Origin of the sequence: Pseudomonas sp. KUIN-1, from assembly GCF_009176725.1 — a bacterium.
Taxonomy (GTDB): domain Bacteria; phylum Pseudomonadota; class Gammaproteobacteria; order Pseudomonadales; family Pseudomonadaceae; genus Aquipseudomonas; species Aquipseudomonas fragariae.
This window is the reverse complement of sequence record NZ_AP020337.1, coordinates 2,903,624-2,922,606: the sequence shown is the minus strand read 5'-3', so window position 1 is coordinate 2,922,606 and position 18,983 is coordinate 2,903,624. Positions and strand designations below refer to the sequence as shown.

Below are 18,983 nucleotides of genomic sequence, written 5' to 3'. Positions count from 1 at the left end.
CGAGTGATCCGGTTTGGGCAGCGCACGGCTGTCCAGCTTGCCGTTGGCCGTCAACGGCAAAGCGGTCAGCTCGACAAAGGCCCCAGGCACCATGTATTCCGGCAGGTTAGCCTGCAAGTGAGCACGCATTTGCTCGGGTGCAGGTGCCTCGGCGTCCAGTCGACTGGTGAAATAGGCAACCAGACGCACCTGCCCCGGCTCATCCTCGCGCGCCAGAACAACAGCCTCCCTGATACCCGGCAACTGGTGCAGGCAATTGACGATCTCGCCCAGTTCGATACGGAAACCGCGGATTTTCACTTGATCGTCGTTGCGCCCCAGGCATTCCAGCTGGCCGTCCTCCAGCCAGCGGCCCAGATCGCCAGTGCGGTACAGCATCGCGCCAGGCTGATCGCTGAACGGGTCGGCAATAAACTTCTCTGCCGTCAGGTCCGGGCGATTCAGATAACCGAGCGCCACACCATCGCCGCCAATGTAAAGCTCGCCAATCGCCCCCAACGGTGTCAGGCGCTGATGAGCGTCGAGTACGTAGACCGTCGTGTTACCGATAGGTCTGCCGATCGGAACCGACTCGGCGTGATCGGCCAGCGCTCGGACTTCGCAGGCTGTCGCGAAGGTGGTCGTTTCCGTGGGGCCGTATGCGTTCAACAGGTGCAGGCCCGGAGCCTGGGCAAGCAGCATGCGGAAGCTCGCCGGATCGGCGCGCTCACCGCCGGAAAGCAACAGCCGAAGACCGCTGAGTGCCTCGGGGATCAGTTGCACGTACTGATTGAACAGTGCGCTGGTCAAGAACAGCACGCTGACATTGCCGTGACGCAGGGCCGCGCTGAAACGCATCGGGTCGATCAGCGTGGTGTGCTCGATCACCAGCAGCTGTCCACCGTTGAGCAAGGCACCCCAGACTTCCATGGTGCTGGCATCGAACGCCGGGTTGGAGGCAAAAGCGATGCTGTCCTGCTCGTTGAAGTCGGCATAACCGTTGTTCAACACCAGCCTGGCAATGCCGCGATGGGCCACGCGTACGCCTTTCGGGGCCCCCGTTGAGCCGGAGGTGTACATGACGTAAGCCGCGGTGTCGGACGCCTGAGGCAGACCCGGATCATGCGCAGGCTGGTCGTCAAGGTTCAACTGGTCCAGATCGATGCGTTGCACCGTCGAGCCCAGCGAGGTAGCGCTCTGTGTCAGCACACATTTCGCCTGGCAATCATCGAGCATGTAATGCTGGCGTTCGGCAGGCGCATTGACGTCCAGTGGCACGTAGGTCGCTGCGCATTTGCCGATCGCCAACTGGCTGATCAGCAGTTCCAGTGAGCGCGGCAGCAGAATCGCCACATGCTCGTTGGGCCGCACACCTTGTCCCAGCAGGTAGTGAGCCAAGTGGTTGGCGCGTTCGTTCAACTCACCATAAGTGAGTGAGCGACGGCCATGCACGGCCGCCACTGCATGCGGATGCAGCGCGGCGCGACGCTCGAACAGACGGTGCACGGGCTGCCCGCGTGGGTAGTCACGCCGGGTATCGTTGAACGAGACCAACAGACGCTCGCGTTCTGCCTCCGGCAGCACCGATGATTCGATCAGCGCTGTTGCCGATTGCTGCTCCAGGGCCTGCACCAGATGGACAAGGGCTTGTTGCACGTAGGCGCAAATCCGTTGCGGATCAATACCCGGCGCAGCCTGGGCTGTCAGGCTGAAACTATCGCCGAAGTCATCGATACTCAAGGTCAGCGGGTAGTTACTGCGCTCCTCTGCGTGCACGACCTCAATCCCTTGCCATGCCGTGTTGTTCGCCTGGTCATCGACCTCAGGCACAGCGCTGTGGCGGTAATTGAGCAGCGTATTGAACAGTGGCGCGCCAGCCGGCAAGGCACTGCAGCGCTGGGTCAGAGCCAACTGAGCGTGCTCGTGGGCGAGCATCCCGACCAGACGACCATGAAGGTCGAGCACCGCACTGCGCGCGCAATGCCCGCCCAGATCCATGCGCAATGGCAAGGTATTGATGAACACCCCCAAGGCGCGCTCGCCCCCTTCACCGCCGCGCAGGCGTCCAAGCAGCACGGTGCCGAATACCACGCTGTCACGCCCGGACAACTGGCCCAGTACCTTCGCCCAGGCCAGGTGCATCAAGGTGGCGGCACTGACACTCAATTGTCTTGCCTGATCGCGGATCTGCCGGCACAGGTCGCGGTCCAGCGTGAGTCGGGCATCGCCAGGAATCTGCTCGGCGGATGCCATGGCCAGGCCGTAAGGCAAGGTCGGCTCATCGATATCGCCCAACTGCTCGCGGAAGAACGCTTCATGGGCGTCTTCGCCAGGCCCTTGCACAACGTGGGCGATGTAGTTTCGGTAAGGCACGGGCGCTGCAAGCTGAGCTTCGTTGTTCAGCAGGATGGCCTGCAACTCATGACTCAATACATCAAGGGCGATGTGGTCCATGATCACATGGTGGTAGCGCAGCACCGCTGCGATCCTTTGATTGGCCGGATCATGGGCATAGACCAGCTGCAGCAGCGGCGCCTGCGTCAGGTCCATGCGCGGCGCATTGAACAGGTCTTGCAAGGCTGTCTCTTCAACCCGCAGCGGCGCCTGACGCCAGACCACTTGTACCGGTGCTTGCAAACCTTCCCAGAACAACCCGGTGCGCAGAATATCGTTGCGCTCGATCACCCGCTGCAAGGCATGGCAAAAAGCCTCGAGACGCGAGGCGTCGGCGAAGGCGAACTGCGGCTGCAACAGATAAGGATCGCGGTCCCCGGCGGTCAGGTGGTGATAAAGAATACCGGTCTGCAACGGGCCCAGCGGGTAGATATCCTGCACATTCGCGGCACCGCCCGGCACCCGCGCCACGATACGCTCAATGGCGGGCTGATCCAGCGCCACCAGGGGCAGCAGTTCAGGGGTGATGCGCTGGCAGTGCGCATCGATCAGGTTGGCCGGCACATTGATTTCAGTGTCGCCACCGACAGCCTCGGCCAGCGCCGCCAGCGTTGGCTGGACAAACAGAACGCGAATGTCCGCACGCATGTCCAGACGACGCATACGCGCAATCAGGGTCACGGCCAGCAGCGAGTGGCCGCCCAGTTCAAAGAAATTATCCTGACGACCGACCTGCTCCACATGCAACAGCTCGGCCCACAAGCTTGCCAGAGCGATTTCGATCGGTCCTTGCGGCGCTTCATAGGCCCGGCTGGCGATGCTGTCGCGGTCCGGTGCCGGCAGGCTTTTGCGGTCCAGTTTGCCGTTCGCCGTCACCGGCAGGCTGGCCAGCCGTACATAGGCGGCAGGCACCATGTATTCGGGCAGCAGGCCCGACAGCCAGGCACGCAACTGTTCGATATCCAGCCCGGCTTTATCTTCAGCCGAGGTGTAATAGCCAACCAGTCGTTTGTCTCCCGGCACATCCTCGCGTGCCACTACCACGGCGTCGAGAACATCTGGATGATCATTGAGGCGCGCTGCGATTTCACCCAGTTCGATACGGAAACCGCGAATCTTGACCTGTTCGTCATTACGGCCCATGTATTCCAGGCTGCCATCGGCCAGCCAGCGGCCCAGGTCACCGGTACGGTACATCCGCGCATTCGGGGCGTGGCTGAACGGGTTGTCGAGAAAGCGTTCAGCCGTCAGTGCTTCACGGTGCAGGTAGCCCCGCGCCACACCGGCACCGCCGACATACAGCTCGCCAACCACGCCCATCGGCACCGGCTCGCCGCGGGCATCGAGAACATACAGCTGCAAATCGGGAATGCGCCTGCCAATCGGGCTGGCGCCGAGGCGCTGGGCGTCTCCGGGCTGCAACGGGTAATAGGTCACATGCACCGTGGTTTCGGTGATGCCGTACATGTTCACCAGTTGTGTGCCGGCATTCACCTGGCGGGCATACCACGGTTTGAGTATCACGGTGTCCAGTGCTTCACCGCCGAAGATCACCTTGCGCAACGAATGCGCCTGGCCGTTCTCGCCCTGTGCAGCAATCAGCTGACGGAACGCACTCGGCGTCTGGTTGAGCACCGTCACCCCGGTGCTGCACAGTAATGCGTAGAAGTCTTCGGGCGAGCGGCTGACCAGTTGCGGCACGATCACCAAATGCCCGCCGTGCAGCAATGCACCCCAGATTTCCCAGACCGAGAAATCGAAGGCGAACGAATGGAACAGCGCCCAGACATCCTGCTGGTTGAAACCGAACCATTCTTCGGTGGCCGAGAACAGCCGCGCAACGTTGCGATGTTCGATCATCACGCCTTTGGGCTTGCCGGTAGACCCAGAGGTGTAGATCACATAAGCCAGGTTGCCGGGCGTTACCGGCACCTGCGGATTACAGACGGATTCGTCCTGCAAGTCGTCGTCGAGACAGATAACCGGCACTTGCGAGACTGGCAAGGTGCCCTGCACTGACCGCTGACTCAACAACGCCACCGGTGCGCTGTCGTCGAGGGTATAAGTCAGACGCTCAACAGGATAAGCCGGGTCCAGCGGCACGTAGGCGGCACCGGCCTTGAGAATCCCCAGCAGGCCGGCGATCATCTGCAGGCCGCGATGGGTGCAGATGGCGACCCGGTCGCCCGCACCGATGCCCATGCCAATCAGGCGATGCGCGATCCTGTTGGCCTGGGCGTTGAGTGTCGCGTAGCTCCACGACTCCTCTTCATAGCTGACGGCAATCGCATCCGGCGTGCGCTGCGCTTGCGCTTCGAACTGGCTGTGCAGCGTCTGTTCTTGCGGATAAACCGCATCGGGTGCATTGAACCCGTCGGTCAACTGCCGACGCTCGGCCTCCGATAACAGCGGAATGTGGCTCACCACCGTCTGGCTGTCAGCCACCATGGCCCGCAGTATCGCCTCCAGATAACTCAGGTGGCGTTCGATGGTGCCGTGGTCAAACAGCGCTGTGGCATATTCCACGATGCAGCGGAAATGATCAGGACCATCGCTGACGCTCAACGCCAGGTCGAATTTTGCGAATGCGGCCTGTTCATCCAGCGGTTCGAGCTGCATATCGCCCAGTTGCAATTCCAGCCCCTGGCTGCCGTCCCAGGTCAGTGATGCCTGGAATAGCGGGCTGTGCGCGAGGCTGCGCGGCGGCCGCAGACGCTCCACGACCTGTTCGAAAGGCAGGTCCTGATGATCCTGCGCTTCCACCACGCGGGCCTTGATGCGCTCCAGCAGCGTCACCACATCCGGCTCGCCCGACGTATCGACACGCACGGCCAGGGTATTGACGAACAGCCCGATCAAGCCTTCGATTTCGGCAAGACGGCGGTTGGCAACCGGCATGCCGACGACCACCTCCTCCTGTCCGGACAGCCGCGCCAGCAATACGGCCCATGCGCCCATGAACAGCATGAACGGTGTCACCGACTGCGCCTGGCAGAAGGCTCTGATATCGGTGCTCAGACGCGGATCGAGATCCAGCGCGACGCTGGCCCCGGTGTAATCCTGATGCGCAGGACGTGGGCGGTCAGTGGGCAGGGTCAGCAATACCGGCGCACCCGTCAGGGTCTGCTGCCAGTAATCGGCCTGATGACTCAATCGCTCGTTGTCCAGCCAGTTGCGCTGCCATACGGCGTAATCGCCATATTGCAGCGCCAGTGCGGGCAGCGGGTCCTCTTGCCCTTGACTGAATGCCTGGTAGAGCGCGGTCAGTTCGCGGGTCAGCACGCCCAGCGACCAACCGTCGGCAACGATGTGATGCACGGTCAGCAACAAGACGTGACGGTCTTCAGCCAGACACAGCAAACGGCCACGGATCGGCAGGTCGTGCTGCAAATCGAAGGGCTGCGCGGCCTCTTCCCTGATCACGGCCTGCAGCGCTTGTGGGTCCTGATCACGTAAGTCCTGCCAGCAGATGCGCGGCACTTCAGTCACAGGCGCGGCCTCTACCCAGGCAATGTCGTCTTCCTGACTGAAGCGGCTGCGCAGGCTGTCGTGGCGGGCCACAATGCGCTCCAGTGCACGCGTCAAGGCACGGCTGTCCAGCGGACCGCTCAGTTTCAGGCCCAGCGAGATGTTGTAGGCGCTGTTGGCGTCTTCCATTTGCGCCATGAACCAGATGCGCTGCTGAGCGGAAGACAAGGGTAGCGGGCCGTTGCGTGGCTGCACGTCGATGGCCGGCAACTGACTGCGTGCGGCAGCGCTCAGGCAGTGTGCGACCGCGATCAGCGAACTGTCGGCAAACAGGTCGCCAAGGGCCAGTTCCAGTGCCAGGCGCTGACGCACCTGAGAAACCATGCGCATGGCCAGCAACGAATGACCGCCCAGCTCGAAGAAACGATCATGACGCCCTACGCGCTCGACCTGCAGCAATTCGCTCCAGATCAGCGCCAGTGCGCTCTCCAGATCGCCTTGCGGGGCCTGATATTCGCCGGTCGACAACGCGGTGCGATCGGGTACCGGCAAGGCACGGCGGTCGACCTTGCCGTTGGCCGTCAGCGGCCAGCTTTCCAGGCGTACCAATGCGCCGGGCACCATATAACCCGGCAGACGGGCCAGCAGCGCGGTACGCAATTGCTCCACGGTGCTGGAAGCAGCGCCTGCGCGTTCAGTGAAGTAACCCACCAGCCGCGGTTGCCCCGGTTCGTCCTCGCGAGCAAGCACCAGTGCTTCCTCGATACCCGGCAACTGGCTGAACTGGTTTTCGATCTCACCCAGCTCGATACGCACCCCGCGAACTTTCACCTGATCGTCGTTACGACCCAGGTATTCCAGGGTGCCATCGGCATTCCAGCGCGCCAGATCGCCGGTGCGGTACATGCGCGCCTGTGGTTGCCCGGCGAACGGGTCATGCACAAAGCGTTCTGCAGTCAGTTGCGGCTGATTCAGGTAACCGCGGGCCACACTGTCGCCACCGATATACAGCTCGCCCGGCACCCCGAGCGGAACCAGCTGTTGGCGCTCATCAAGCAGATAAATCGAGGTGTTGGCGACCGGCTTGCCGATATCCAGGCTGCCGTCGGGTAATAAACGACCGGAGGTGGCGACCACTGTGGCTTCGGTGGGACCATAATTGTTGATCACCGCAAAGCCTGGATCGCGATGGAACTGGCGCAGCCGGTCACCGCCGATCAGCAGCGTGCGCAGGGTTGGATGACGCAGATTGCGACTGAAGGCGTATTCGGCCACCGGTGTGGGCAGAAAAGCGACCTGCAATGGCTGGGCGATCCACCAGTCAAGCAGCGCATCGAGCTGTTCATTGCCGATTTCGGCCGGTGGCAGGTGCAGCGTCGCCCCGGCGCACAAGGCTGGCCAGATTTCCCAGGCCATGGCGTCGAACCCGAAGCCCGCCACGCTGGCGGTATGACTGCCCGCACGCAGATCGAAGGCCTCACGGTGCCAGTCGATCAGATTGTTCAGCGTGCGGTGTTCGACCATTACGCCCTTGGGCTGGCCGGTCGAACCCGAGGTGTAGATCACGTAGGCGAGATGGGTCGAATCGAGCGCGTCGATGTGAGGGTTGTCTTGCTGCTCTGGCCAGCTTGCCAGGTCGAGTTCGATCAGCGGGGTGTTCAATCCCGCCAAGCCCAACCCTTGCAGGCGTTCGACAAAGGCCGGTTGAGCCAACACCGCAACCGGCGCGCTGTCGCCGAGCAGGTAGGTAATGCGCTCGTCCGGGTGCGCCGGATCGACCGGCACATAGCCCGCACCGGCCTTGAGCACCGCCAGCAAGCCGACCAGCGTCTCCAGGCTACGTCGTGCCACCACCGCCACGCGGTCATCGGGTTGTACGTCAAGACCGATCAAATGATGAGCGAGCGCATTGGCGCGCGCGTTCAGCTCGCGGTAGCTCAGGTGTTGTGCACCTACCTGTGCGGCAACAGCATCAGGCTGCTGCTCTGCCAGTTGCTCGATGCGCTGATGAATCGTCAGTCTGCGTTCGTAGTCGGCACGTCGGTCATTGAAGTCCAGCAGCAATCGCGCACGCTCGCTGGCGGGCACGATATCAAGCTGATCGACCGGCATCTGTGGCGTCTGCTCCAGCGCATCGACCACGCTTTCCATGGTCCATTGCATATAGGCGCAAATACTGTGCGGGTCGATGCCTGCGGTGGCCTGTGCCGTAAAGCCAAAGGCTTCGCCCAGATCATCGACGCTCAGCACCAGCGGATAATTGCTGCGCTCCTGAGCCTGCAGCACCTCAATGCCTTGCCATGTTTCACCGGACGCCTGCGCCGGCGCGCTGTGGCGGTAGTTGAGCAATGCGTTGAACAACGGCGTCGGCGCTTTTACCCCACTGCAGCGCTGCGCCAGTGCCAGCGGTGCGTGTTCGTGGCGCATCAGCGCGGTCAGGCGCTGGTGGGTGGCGCGCACTGCGGCTTGCACGCCCTGCTCGTCCAGATCGAGGCGCAGCGGCAAGGTGTTGATGAAGATACCCAGCGCCCGCTCTGTGGCTTCGGCACCCAGCAGGCGCCCCATCAGCACGGTGCCGAACACAACCCGCGACTGTCCGGCGAGGCCCGCCAGCACCCGTGCCCAGCCCAGGTGGAACAGGCTGGCGACACTGATGCCCAGGGTTCGCGACTGAGCGCGCAGGCGCTGACACAATTGCTGATCGAGGGTGATGCTGTGTTCTTCGATTGCATCGCCCTCACCGCTCAAATCCTGCAGACCGTAGGCCAGCGTCGGTTCGTCGAGATCACCCAGCATCTCGCGGAAAAACGCTTCATGCTGAGCCTCGCTGACACCCAGCAGCGCTTGCCCGACATAGTTGCGAAACGGTACCGGCACGCCCAGCATTTCGGCTTGTCCCGACAGACAGGCCTGGACCTCATGGCGCACGACCTCAAGAGCGCTATGGTCCATGGCAATGTGGTGGAACAGCAGCGTAGCCTCGACCCGCTGGCCTGCTACGGGTGCATGGCAGACCAGGCGCATCAGCGGGGCCTGGCCCAGATCCATCGTCAGGTCTGCCGCGAGCGGCGAGCTGTCGACTTTCAGTTCAGCGTGGCGCCAGACCACCTGCACCGGGGTTTCCAGCCCCTTCCAGTGTACTGAGGTGCGCAGAATGTCATGCCGGGTGATGACGCTTTGCAGCGCCTCGGCGAACGCGTCCCGACGTGCCTGATCAGAAAAGGCGAATTGCACCTGCATGACATAGGGATCGCCTTGGGTGGCGCTGACGTGGTGGTAAAGAATGCCCTGCTGCAGCGGCGCCAGCGGGTAGATGTCCTGGACATTCGCGGCACCTCCCGGTATCGCGTCCATCAACAGGTCGATAGCCGCCTGATCAAGCTTCACCAGCGTCAACATTTCAGGGGTGATTCGCTCGCAACCCTGCTCGATGCCGTTGGCTGGCAATGCCGGTGCGCCACGCTTGCCGTTCTGATAATCGCCTTGTTCGATGAGCTCGATCAGCGCCGGCTTATGCTCACGCAGATGCTCCAGCAAGCCGTTATCGGTCAAGGCACGGCGATTGCCCTGCACCACCAGTTGACCGTCCTTGACCGTCAGGTGGATTTCGTGAGCTTTGAGTGTCGCCAAGAGTTCGTTGATGCTCACAGGGTAATCTCCATGTTCTCTGTGATGGCTGCGTAGCCCGCCAGCGTAGGTTGTTCGAAAAGCGCCCGGACGTCGGCCTCGATGCCTTCCTGGCGCAGGCGCGCAGTCAGGCTCACCGCCAGCAGCGAATGACCGCCCAGCTCGAAAAAGTTGTCGTGACGGCCTACCTGCCCGACCCCGAGCAGTTCGCTCCAGAGCCTGGCCAGCAAGACTTCGGTTTCGCCTTGCGGTGCTTCATAAGGGCGGGTCAGGAGCGCATCCTGCCCGGGCGCAGGCAGCGCCTTGCGATCCAGCTTGCCGTTGGGGCTCAGCGGCATGGCGTCCAGATGCACGAACAGTGCGGGCACCATGTAATCCGGCAACTGCGCACGCAGCACTTCACGCAAGGTCTCGACCGGCAACTGTGTGCCGGTGTAATAGGCCACCAGCCGTTGCCCGCCCGGTTGCTCGTCGCGCACCAGCACGATGGCCTGTTCGATGCCCGGATGGCTGATCAGGCAGGCCTGAATATCGCCCGGTTCGATGCGTAATCCGTGGATCTTCACCTGATCGTCATTGCGGCCAAGGAACTTGAGGTTGCCGTCTGCCCGCTGGCGTACCAGATCACCACTGCGGTACAGGCGGTCGCCTGCTACGAAAGGGCTGTCGATAAAACGTTCGGCATCGGTCTTCGGCAGGTTCAGATAGCCACGCGTCACCCCGGCACCGCCGATATGCAGCTGGCCGATAACCCCCTGCGGTACGGGCTGGTCATAAGCGTCGAGCACATACAGCCGTGTGTTGCTGATCGGACGCCCGATAGGCAGGGCAGTGTCCGGCACGGCTTGGTCGGGTTGCAGCGTCCAGACACTGCAATCGACTGTGGTTTCGGTCGGGCCATACACGTTGTGCAGGCGCACCTCCGGCAAACGTTTGCGCAGCTGCGCCGCCATCTCCACGGTCAGCTCACCGCCCCCGCAGACAACGTCGGTCAAGCTGCTGCACGCGCTGCTCTGCGGCAGATCGAGGAACTGCTGTAACAGCGCAGGAACGAACTGCACCACGCTGACCTGGCGCTCCTGAATCACTTGCGCCAGGTAGGCAGGATCGCGCTGGCCGTCAGGGCGGGCCAGCACCAGTGGAATACCGCTGCTCAGGGGCCAGAAGATCTCCCAGACCGAGGCGTCGAAGCTGATCGGGGTCTTTTGCAGCAAGACCGTGCCCGAGGCAGGTGGGCACAACACCGAGCTCCACTGCACCAGGTTGCTGACATTACGGTGCTCGACCATCACCCCTTTCGGCGTGCCGGTGGAACCCGAGGTGTAAATCACATACGCCAGATGCTCTGCCGTCAGGCCGGGAACACGCGGATTCTGATCACGCTGCGCGTCCCAGGTCACGCTGTCCAGATCGATCCGCAGCGCGTGCTCGTCGTCGAGCAGATCACGGGTACTGCCCTGTACCAGCAAGGCGACCGGCGTGCTGTCCTTGACCATGTACTGCAAACGCTCGCGCGGGTAACCCGGATCCAGTGGTACGTAAGCGCCACCGGCCTTGAGGATCGCCAGCAGCCCGATCACCATCGACAGGCCGCGCTCGACACAGATCGCTACCCGTTGATCAGGCCGCACGCCCAGATCGATCAGGTGATGCGCCAGGCAGTTGGCCTGCTCGTTGAGCTGGCGATAGCTCAATTGCGCACGTCCGGCGCGCAGGGCAATTGCCTGCGGCGTGCGTACTGCCTGGGCTTCGAACAGTCCGTGCAGGGTTTGCTGAAGATCGTGATGGATCGCTGTGGCGTTGAAGTCGACCAGCGAACGCTGCCGCTCCTCAGCGCCGATTACCGACAGATGCTGCACCGGCAGATCCGGCTGGCCTTCAAGGGCGTCAAGCATGGCCGTCAGCGTCTGCTGCACATAAGCACAGATACGTTGCGCCCCTACCCGGGGTGGCACGGTAACGCTCAGGCGCAGGCTGTCGCCCAGGTCGTCGACGTTGAGGCTCAACGGGTAGTTGGTGTGCTTCTCGCTGGTCAGAATTTCCAGGCCTTGCCATGCATCGAGCTGCGCATCCTGGCGCGCCTGGCCAGCTGCGTGTCGATAGTTGAGGATTGCACTGAACAACGGTAATGGCGCTGCCACCCCGCTCCAGCGCTGTGCCTGAGCCAGGGATGCGTGCTCATGGCCAAGCAGTGCCGCCAGTCGGGCATGCGTGTCGCGTGCTCCGTCGCGTACGCTGATGTTGCCCAGATCGACCCGCAGCGGCAGCGTATTGATGAACATCCCCATGCCACGATCAGCACCCGCACCGCCCTGCAGGCGACCCAGCAGCACGGTGCCGAATACCACACGGTCATTGCCGGTGGCCGCGCCCAGAACCCGCGCCCACGCCAGATGCAACAGACTGGCGACGCTGACACCCAGTTGCCGCGCCTGAGTGCGCAGGCGCTGTAGCAACGCATCGGGCAGCATCTGCCGGGCTTCCTCGATGCAATGGCCGTCACCCTGCACATCGCGCAGATCGAATGGCAATGTCGGCTCGTCTATATCGCCCAGTTGCTCGCGGAAATACGCCTCATGCTCCGCTTCGCTGACACCCAGACGCGCCTGGGCCACATAGTTGCGATACGGCACGGCGGGCTGCGTCGGACCCGGCTCGCCGCGCAGATGGGCGAGCATTTCCTCACGCATGACTTCCAGCGCAGTGGCGTCCACCACAATGTGATGGAACAGCAGTGTTGCCGACAGGCCAGGACCGGTCGCGTCCGGGCAGTAGGCCAGACGGATCAGCGGCGCACAGCTCAAGTCCATGCGTGCCGAACCCGCCGGGGTGTCGATTTGCGCCATTGGCACACGCTCGACAAGCAGATCCGCCTGGCGCCAGACCACCTGTTGCGGCGTCTCCAGCCCATCCCAGACGATCGCCGTACGCAGACTGTCGTGCCGGGCGATGACTTCGCGCAAGGCAGCGGCCACCGCCTCAAGACGCTCCTGACTGTCGACGTTCATGCGCAATTGCAGCAAGTACGGGTCGTCCTGCTCGGCAGTCAGATGGTGATAGAGGATGCCTTCCTGCAGGGGCGCCAGCGGGTAGATTTCCTGAACATTGGCCGCGCCGCCAGGCACTGTGGCGACAATGCGCTCAATGGTCGTCTGGTCGAGCTGTGACAGGCTCAGCAGGTCCGGCGTGATGTATGTGCAGCCCGCCGGAACGCGATTGAGCGGCGTCGGGATTTCACGCCCTTTGCCCACCGATGCGGCCAGCGCGGCGACGGTCGGCTGACCGAGCAGGACGCGTACATCGACGCTGAGCCCGGCATTGCGCAGGCGCTCGACCAGACTGACCGCCAGCAGCGAATGGCCGCCCAGTTCAAAGAAGTTGTCATGCCGGCCGACTTTTTCCAGGCCAAGCACGTGCGCCCAGAGATCAGCCATGAGGATCTCTGTTTCACCCACGGGTGCCGCGTAGGCCTGGCTGGTCAGCGCTTCCAGCTCAGGGTCCGGCAAGGCCCGGCGGTCGAGCTTGCCATGGCTGGTCAGCGGCAGCGCGTCCAGGCGTGTGAAGGCCAGCGGCACCATGTGTGCGGGAAGACGTGCACGCAACGCCTCGCGCAGCGCTTCGGGTTCGACGGGCGCGCTTTCGGTGAACCAGGCCAGCAAACGTTCACCGCGCACCAGCACCACGGCGTCCTGCACCTCGGCCTGACTGGCCAGCGCCGTCTCGATTTCGCCCAGTTCGATGCGCATGCCGCGGATTTTCACCTGGTCGTCATTGCGTCCCAGGTAGTCGAGGCTGCCATCGGCATTCCAGCGCACCAGATCGCCACTGCGATACAGGCGCGCCTGCGTTGCGGCGCTGAACGGGTCGGCGATAAAACGCTCTTCGGTCATTTGCGGACGATTCAGATACCCACGGGCAACCCCCGCGCCACCGATATACAGCTCGCCGATGACACCCACCGGCACCGGCTGCAACTGCTCGTCCAGCACATACACGCGAGTGTTGGCGATCGGGCCGCCGATATGCAACGGCCCGCACGGCTGCACGGCACCAGAGGTCGCCACCACAGTGGTTTCAGTCGGGCCGTAGTTGTTGATCACGGAGAAGCCAGGGTCGCTGTCGAACTGACGCAAACGGTCGCCACCGATCAGCAGCGTGCGCAACGTCGGGTGCTGGCGCGGGCGTCTGAAGGCCTGTTCGGCCACCGGGGTCGGCAGGAAACCGACCTGAAGTGGCTGTTCCAACCACCAGTCGAGCAACTCATCGACGTGCTCGTTGCCGACCTCGGCCGGTGGCAGATGCAGCACCGCACCGGCACACAGCGCTGGCCACACTTCCCAGGCCATCGCATCGAAGCCGAAACCGGCCACGCTCGCCGTATGACTGCCAGCCTGCAGAGCGAACGCCTGGCAATGCCAGTGCACCAGATTGACCAGCGTGCAGTGCTCGACCATGACGCCCTTGGGCTGGCCGGTGGAGCCGGAGGTGTAGATGACATAAGCCAGTTTTTGCGCATCAAGGCCCGCAACGCAGGGGTTATTGCCGGAAGAACCCAGCCAGTCCGCCTGCTCGATGTTCACCCGTTCAGTATCGCCGGCCAGATCGTGGGTCGAGTTTTCAGTCAGAACCACGCGAGGCGTACTGTCCTGCAGCAGGTAGGCAATACGCTCGGCCGGATAGACCGGGTCGACCGGCACGTAGGCCGCACCGGCCTTGAGCACCGCCAACATGGCAACCAGGCGTGCGGGACCACGGTGCAGGCACAGGGCGATGCGTTCATCGGTTTTGACGCCCAGGCCAATCAGATGATGGGCCAGGCGATTGGCGCGCTCGTTGAGCTGAGCGTAGGTCAGTACATGCCCCCCCTGAATCACCGCAGGGCTGTGCGGCTGGCTGGCAGCCTGCGCTTCGATCAACGCGTTGACGGTGCAGTCTTGCGGGAACGGCTGCTCGCTGCCGTTGAAATCGAGCAACAGATGGTTGCGCTCTGCCGCGTCAAGAATCGGAACGTTTTCCAGCCGCAGCGGCAGCGCCTGTTCCAGCGTGTCCAGCAGATGCTCCAGCGTGTTGAGCACCCAGCCAGTGATACGCTCGGCACCCATACCCTGCTGCGCCAGCATATGCAGGTCGAAACCTTCGCCCAGATCGTCCACACAAAGGGTCAGCGGATAGTTGCTGCGTACATCACCACCGAGCACCCGCACGCCTTGCCAGAGCCCCTCGCCGTCCTGCGGTTTTACCTCAGCGCTGTGACGATAATTGAGCAACGCACTGAACAGCGGTGAACCTGAAGCCACCGCGCTGCAACCCTGAGCGAGTACCAGCGACCCCTGCTCGTGAGCGATCAGTGCAGACAGCCTGGCGTGAACCGCCTTGACGGCTGAACGAGTGTCCAGCGCTGTATCCACGCGCAGCGGCAAGGTATTGATAAAAACACCGAGCGCCCGATCAGCGCCCTCACCGCCCATGCGTCCCAGCAACACAGTGCCGAACACTACGTCGCGACGATTGGCAAGTACGCCCAGAACCCGCGCCCATACAACGTGCATCAGACTTGCAGCGCTCACCCCGAGCAGGCGTGCCTGCTCGCGCAGCCGCAGCGCCAGTTCAGGGTCGAGGGCCCGTCGCTCCTCTTCGATGTCACTGCCGCCCGCGTGCACGTCCTGTATGCCGAAAGGCAGGGTTGGCTCGTCAACGTCACCGAGCATTTCAGTGAAAAACGCTGTGTGGCTTGCCTCGTCATTGGCCAGGCGTACTTGCGCCACGTAGTTGCGATACGGCACCGGCGTCTTCAGGTCATAGCGGTGACCGAACAGCAACGCCTGCATCTCGCGGCTGACGATCTCCATCGCAGTGTTATCCAGCACCAGGTGATGAAACAGCAGAATGGCGACAGTTTCGCCGCTCGACGACTGCTGGGCATGCACCAGACGCATCAAGGGAGCCTGAGTCAGATCCAGTCGATGATGACGGGCGTCGAACTGGCGTTGCAGACGGTCGATAACGGTCGATTCGGGGTCTTCGGCTTCGAACTCGATGGCCTGTACCGTCAGCTCGGCGTTACGCCAGACCACCTGTTGCGGGCTTTCCAGCCCTTGCCACACCACCGAGGTGCGCAGGATATCGTGGCGGTCGATGACTTCCTGCAAGGCTGCGGCCCAACTGTACAGGCGCTCTGGCGTGTCGAACGCCAGACGCCATTGCAGCAGATAGGGATCGCCCTGTTCTGCGGTCAGGTGGTGATAGAGAATGCCTTCCTGCAACGGTGCCAGCGGGTAGATCTCCTGCACATTGGCAGCACCACCCGGCACGCTGGCGACGATGCGATCAATGGCTGACTGTTCAAGCGACACCAGACTCAACATGCCCGGAGTGATCTGCTTGCAGCCTGCCGGAATAAGGTTTGTCGGCACCTTGAAGGTGCTGACGTCCGCCTGGCATGCCGCCAGAGCGACCAGTGTCGGCTGGCTGAGCAGCACATGCACATCCGCCTTGAGTCCGGCCTTGCGCAGTTGCTCCACCAGACTGACGGCCAGCAGGGAATGGCCGCCCAGTTCGAAAAAGTTGTCGTGCCGCCCTACGCGCTGGATGCCCAGCACCTGCGCCCAGATGGCCGCCATGGCGATTTCCACTTCGCCCTGCGGTGCTTCATAAGCGTTGCCGAGCAGGTACGCCGGGTCCGGATCAGGCAGCGCACGGCGGTCAAGTTTGCCGTTGGCCGTCAATGGCAGCGACGCCAGCCGGGTAAAGGCGCGCGGTACCATGTAGCCCGGCAGGCGTGCGCGCATTGCCGGTGCCAGCGTGTCGATGTCGACCGTGGAGGTTTCAGTGAACCAGGCCAGCAGATGGAGCTCGCGAACCAGCACAACCGCGTCTTTCACGCCGTCCAGACTGGCCAGCACCGCCTCGATTTCGCCCAGCTCGATGCGCATGCCACGAATCTTCACCTGGTCGTCGTTACGCCCCAGGTAATCCAGGCTACCGTCGCGGTTCCAGCGCACCAGATCGCCACTGCGGTACATGCGCGCCTGCGGCATATCGCTGAACGGGTCGACAACAAAGCGCTCGTCGGTGAGTTGCGGCTGGTTCAGATAGCCCCGCGCAACACCCTCGCCGCCAATGTAAAGCTCACCGGGAACACCGACGGGCATCGCTTGCAAGTGCTCATCGAGTACGTAAACACGGGTGTTGGCGATGGGGCCGCCAATGTGCAGCGAGCCGTTGGCCAGCACTTGACCGGAGGTAGCGACAACGGTGGTTTCGGTCGGACCATAGTTGTTGACCACGGTATAACGGCGGTTGTGAGTGAACTGCCGCAGGCGATCGCCGCCGATCAGCAGCGTACGCAAGGTCGGATGGTCCTGGCTCTGGCTGAACGCATACTCGGCCACCGGGGTGGGCAGAAAGCTCACGTCCAGCGGTTGGGCGCGCCACCAGTCGAGCATGGCTTCAATGTCCTCACCACCGTCCTGGACCGGCGCCACATGCAGGGTTGCACCAGCGCACAGGGTCGGCCAGACCTCCCAGGCCATCGCATCAAAACCGAAGCCGGCCAGGCAAGAAGTATGACTGCTCGCCTTCACATCGAAAGCCTGGCAGTGCCAGTCAACCAGATTGGCCAGGGTTCGATGCTCCACCATCACGCCCTTGGGCTGGCCAGTGGAGCCGGATGTGTAAATGACGTAAACCAGATTGTCGCTGCTCAGTCCCGCTACTTGCGGATTGTTCTCGGCGCCCTGGCCGTCGATGCAGTGGTCCAGCTCGATCAGTGGCACTGCCAGCGGCGGCAGACGCTTGATCAGCGAAGACAGGGTCAGCACCACCACCGGTGCACTGTCACTGAGCAGATAGTGCAGGCGTTCGCGCGGGTGCGACGGATCGATGGGCACATAAGCCGCCCCCGCCTTGAGAATGGCCAGCAGCCCTACCAGGGTTTCCAGACCACGGCGCGAAACGATTGCCACCCGATCGTCAGGACGTACGCCCTGGTAGATCAGACGCTGAGCAAGGGCATTGGCCTGGCGGTTGAGTTGCGCGTAGGTCAGGTGTTGCCCTTGAAAAATCGCCGCCACGGCATAGGGACGGGTACGGGCCTGTTGTTCGATGCGTCGATGAATCAGTTGCTCGTCGTCTGTAACGCGTTCAGTCTGGTTCCAGGCTGTTAGCTGCAATTGTTCGGCAGGTACTGACAGGTGGAAGTCCTGAATCTTCAGTGCCGGGTTTTCCAGCCCCTGCTCCAGAATGTGCAGCAAACGTCCGGCGATCGCCTGGGCCTCATCATCTTCGATCCAGGCACGGTGGTGAACCAGGTGCAGCGAGGCTTCGTCGTTGCAACTGTTGCTGCGCAAGTGCACGGCCAGCGGCGTCGCCTCGTAGCCATTGGACACTTTTACAGTCTGCGCCTGCGCATCGGTGTAGCAGTAACCATGGTCTTCCAGCTCGTAGGACACCGACACTTCGAACAGTTGCGCCCTTCCCTCACGTGACAATTCGAGGCTGCGATTGAGCTCGCTCAAGGGGAAGCGCTGATGACGGAAGTCACGTTTCAGTGCGTCGCGCACTTCGACCACCAAGGCAGCGAAGTCCAGCCCGTCGTCGAAGGCCATGCGCACGGCACTGACCTGAGCGAAGTGACCCAGCGTCGCCTTGAAGCGCGCGCCACTGCGATTGAGCAGCGGCAGCCCGACAATCCACTCGTCGCGTTGCGCCGTGCGCGTGAAATAGACATGCAGAACCGCCAGCAATACATGAAACGCCGACGCATTATGGCGCTCGGCGAATTGTTTCATGCGCGCATGCAAGGTGCCCGGAAGCGGCTGCACCCAGGCGTGGGATGGCGCCGGGTCCGTCGCCCGGCGGTTGTGATAGCGCGACACCAGCAACGGCTCAGGCAGATCGCGGTATTTTTCCAGCCAATAGGCCCTGTCCAGCGAATAGCGTTGCGACGCCTGATACCGTGCATCGTCTGCAATGAAGGCGCTATACCCCGGTGCAACCAGCTCAAGGTCATTGCCTGCCATCAATGCGCTGTAAAGCTCGCCAAGAGACTTGAACAATTGCCCAAAACCCCAGCCATCGAGAATCAGATGGTGGGCCTGGCCTGCCAGCCAGTGGCGGTCATCAGCCAGACGGATCAGGCAGAAGTCGAGCAACGGGCTGCCATCGAGCACGTACGGGCGGCGCATGTTGTCATTGATCAGTGCTCGCGCTGCCTGTTCCGGCTCGGGATAACCGCTGACGTCGTGCAACGGCAAGGACACCGGCAAGCAAGCCGCGTACGACTGAAGCGGCATGCCATCCGCTCCGGCACCGGGCATCAGGACCGTGCGCAGCACTTCATGTGCGCAAACCAGTTGCTCCAGCGCCTTGTGCAGCGTCACCGGGTCGACCGCTCCAGACAGTTGCAGGTAGCCGCCGATGTTATAAAGCGGGGAGTCACCGCGACTGATCTGATCAAGCCAGACGTCGCGCTGAGCAGCGGTCAATGGGTAGGTTGCGGCGCTGGTGGCGAGCAT

Annotated in this window: 2 protein-coding genes (1 of these 2 cut by a window edge); both read right to left on the bottom strand. The window is 62.6% G+C overall.

The window, feature by feature from the left end; all coding sequences use genetic code 11:
• Positions 1-9,489, bottom strand: the 5' portion of a protein-coding gene (locus KUIN1_RS13405; protein ID WP_152092030.1) for a non-ribosomal peptide synthetase. The gene continues 8,292 nt to the left of window position 1, outside the view; 9,489 of the gene's 17,781 nt are visible here — the first part of the coding sequence; its start codon is at positions 9,487-9,489; the stop codon falls past the left edge of the window.
• Positions 9,486-18,983 (bottom strand): non-ribosomal peptide synthetase, encoded by a 9,498-nt coding sequence (locus KUIN1_RS13400; protein WP_116886468.1) that lies wholly within the window; start codon positions 18,981-18,983, stop codon positions 9,486-9,488. The genes KUIN1_RS13405 and KUIN1_RS13400 overlap by 4 nt, the downstream gene beginning before the upstream one ends.

Excerpts from the sequence above, each read along its gene's own strand:
- KUIN1_RS13400 (WP_116886468.1), bottom strand. The coding sequence starts at position 18,983 with ATGCTCGCCACCAGCGCCGCAACCTACCCATTGACCGCTGCTCAGCGC.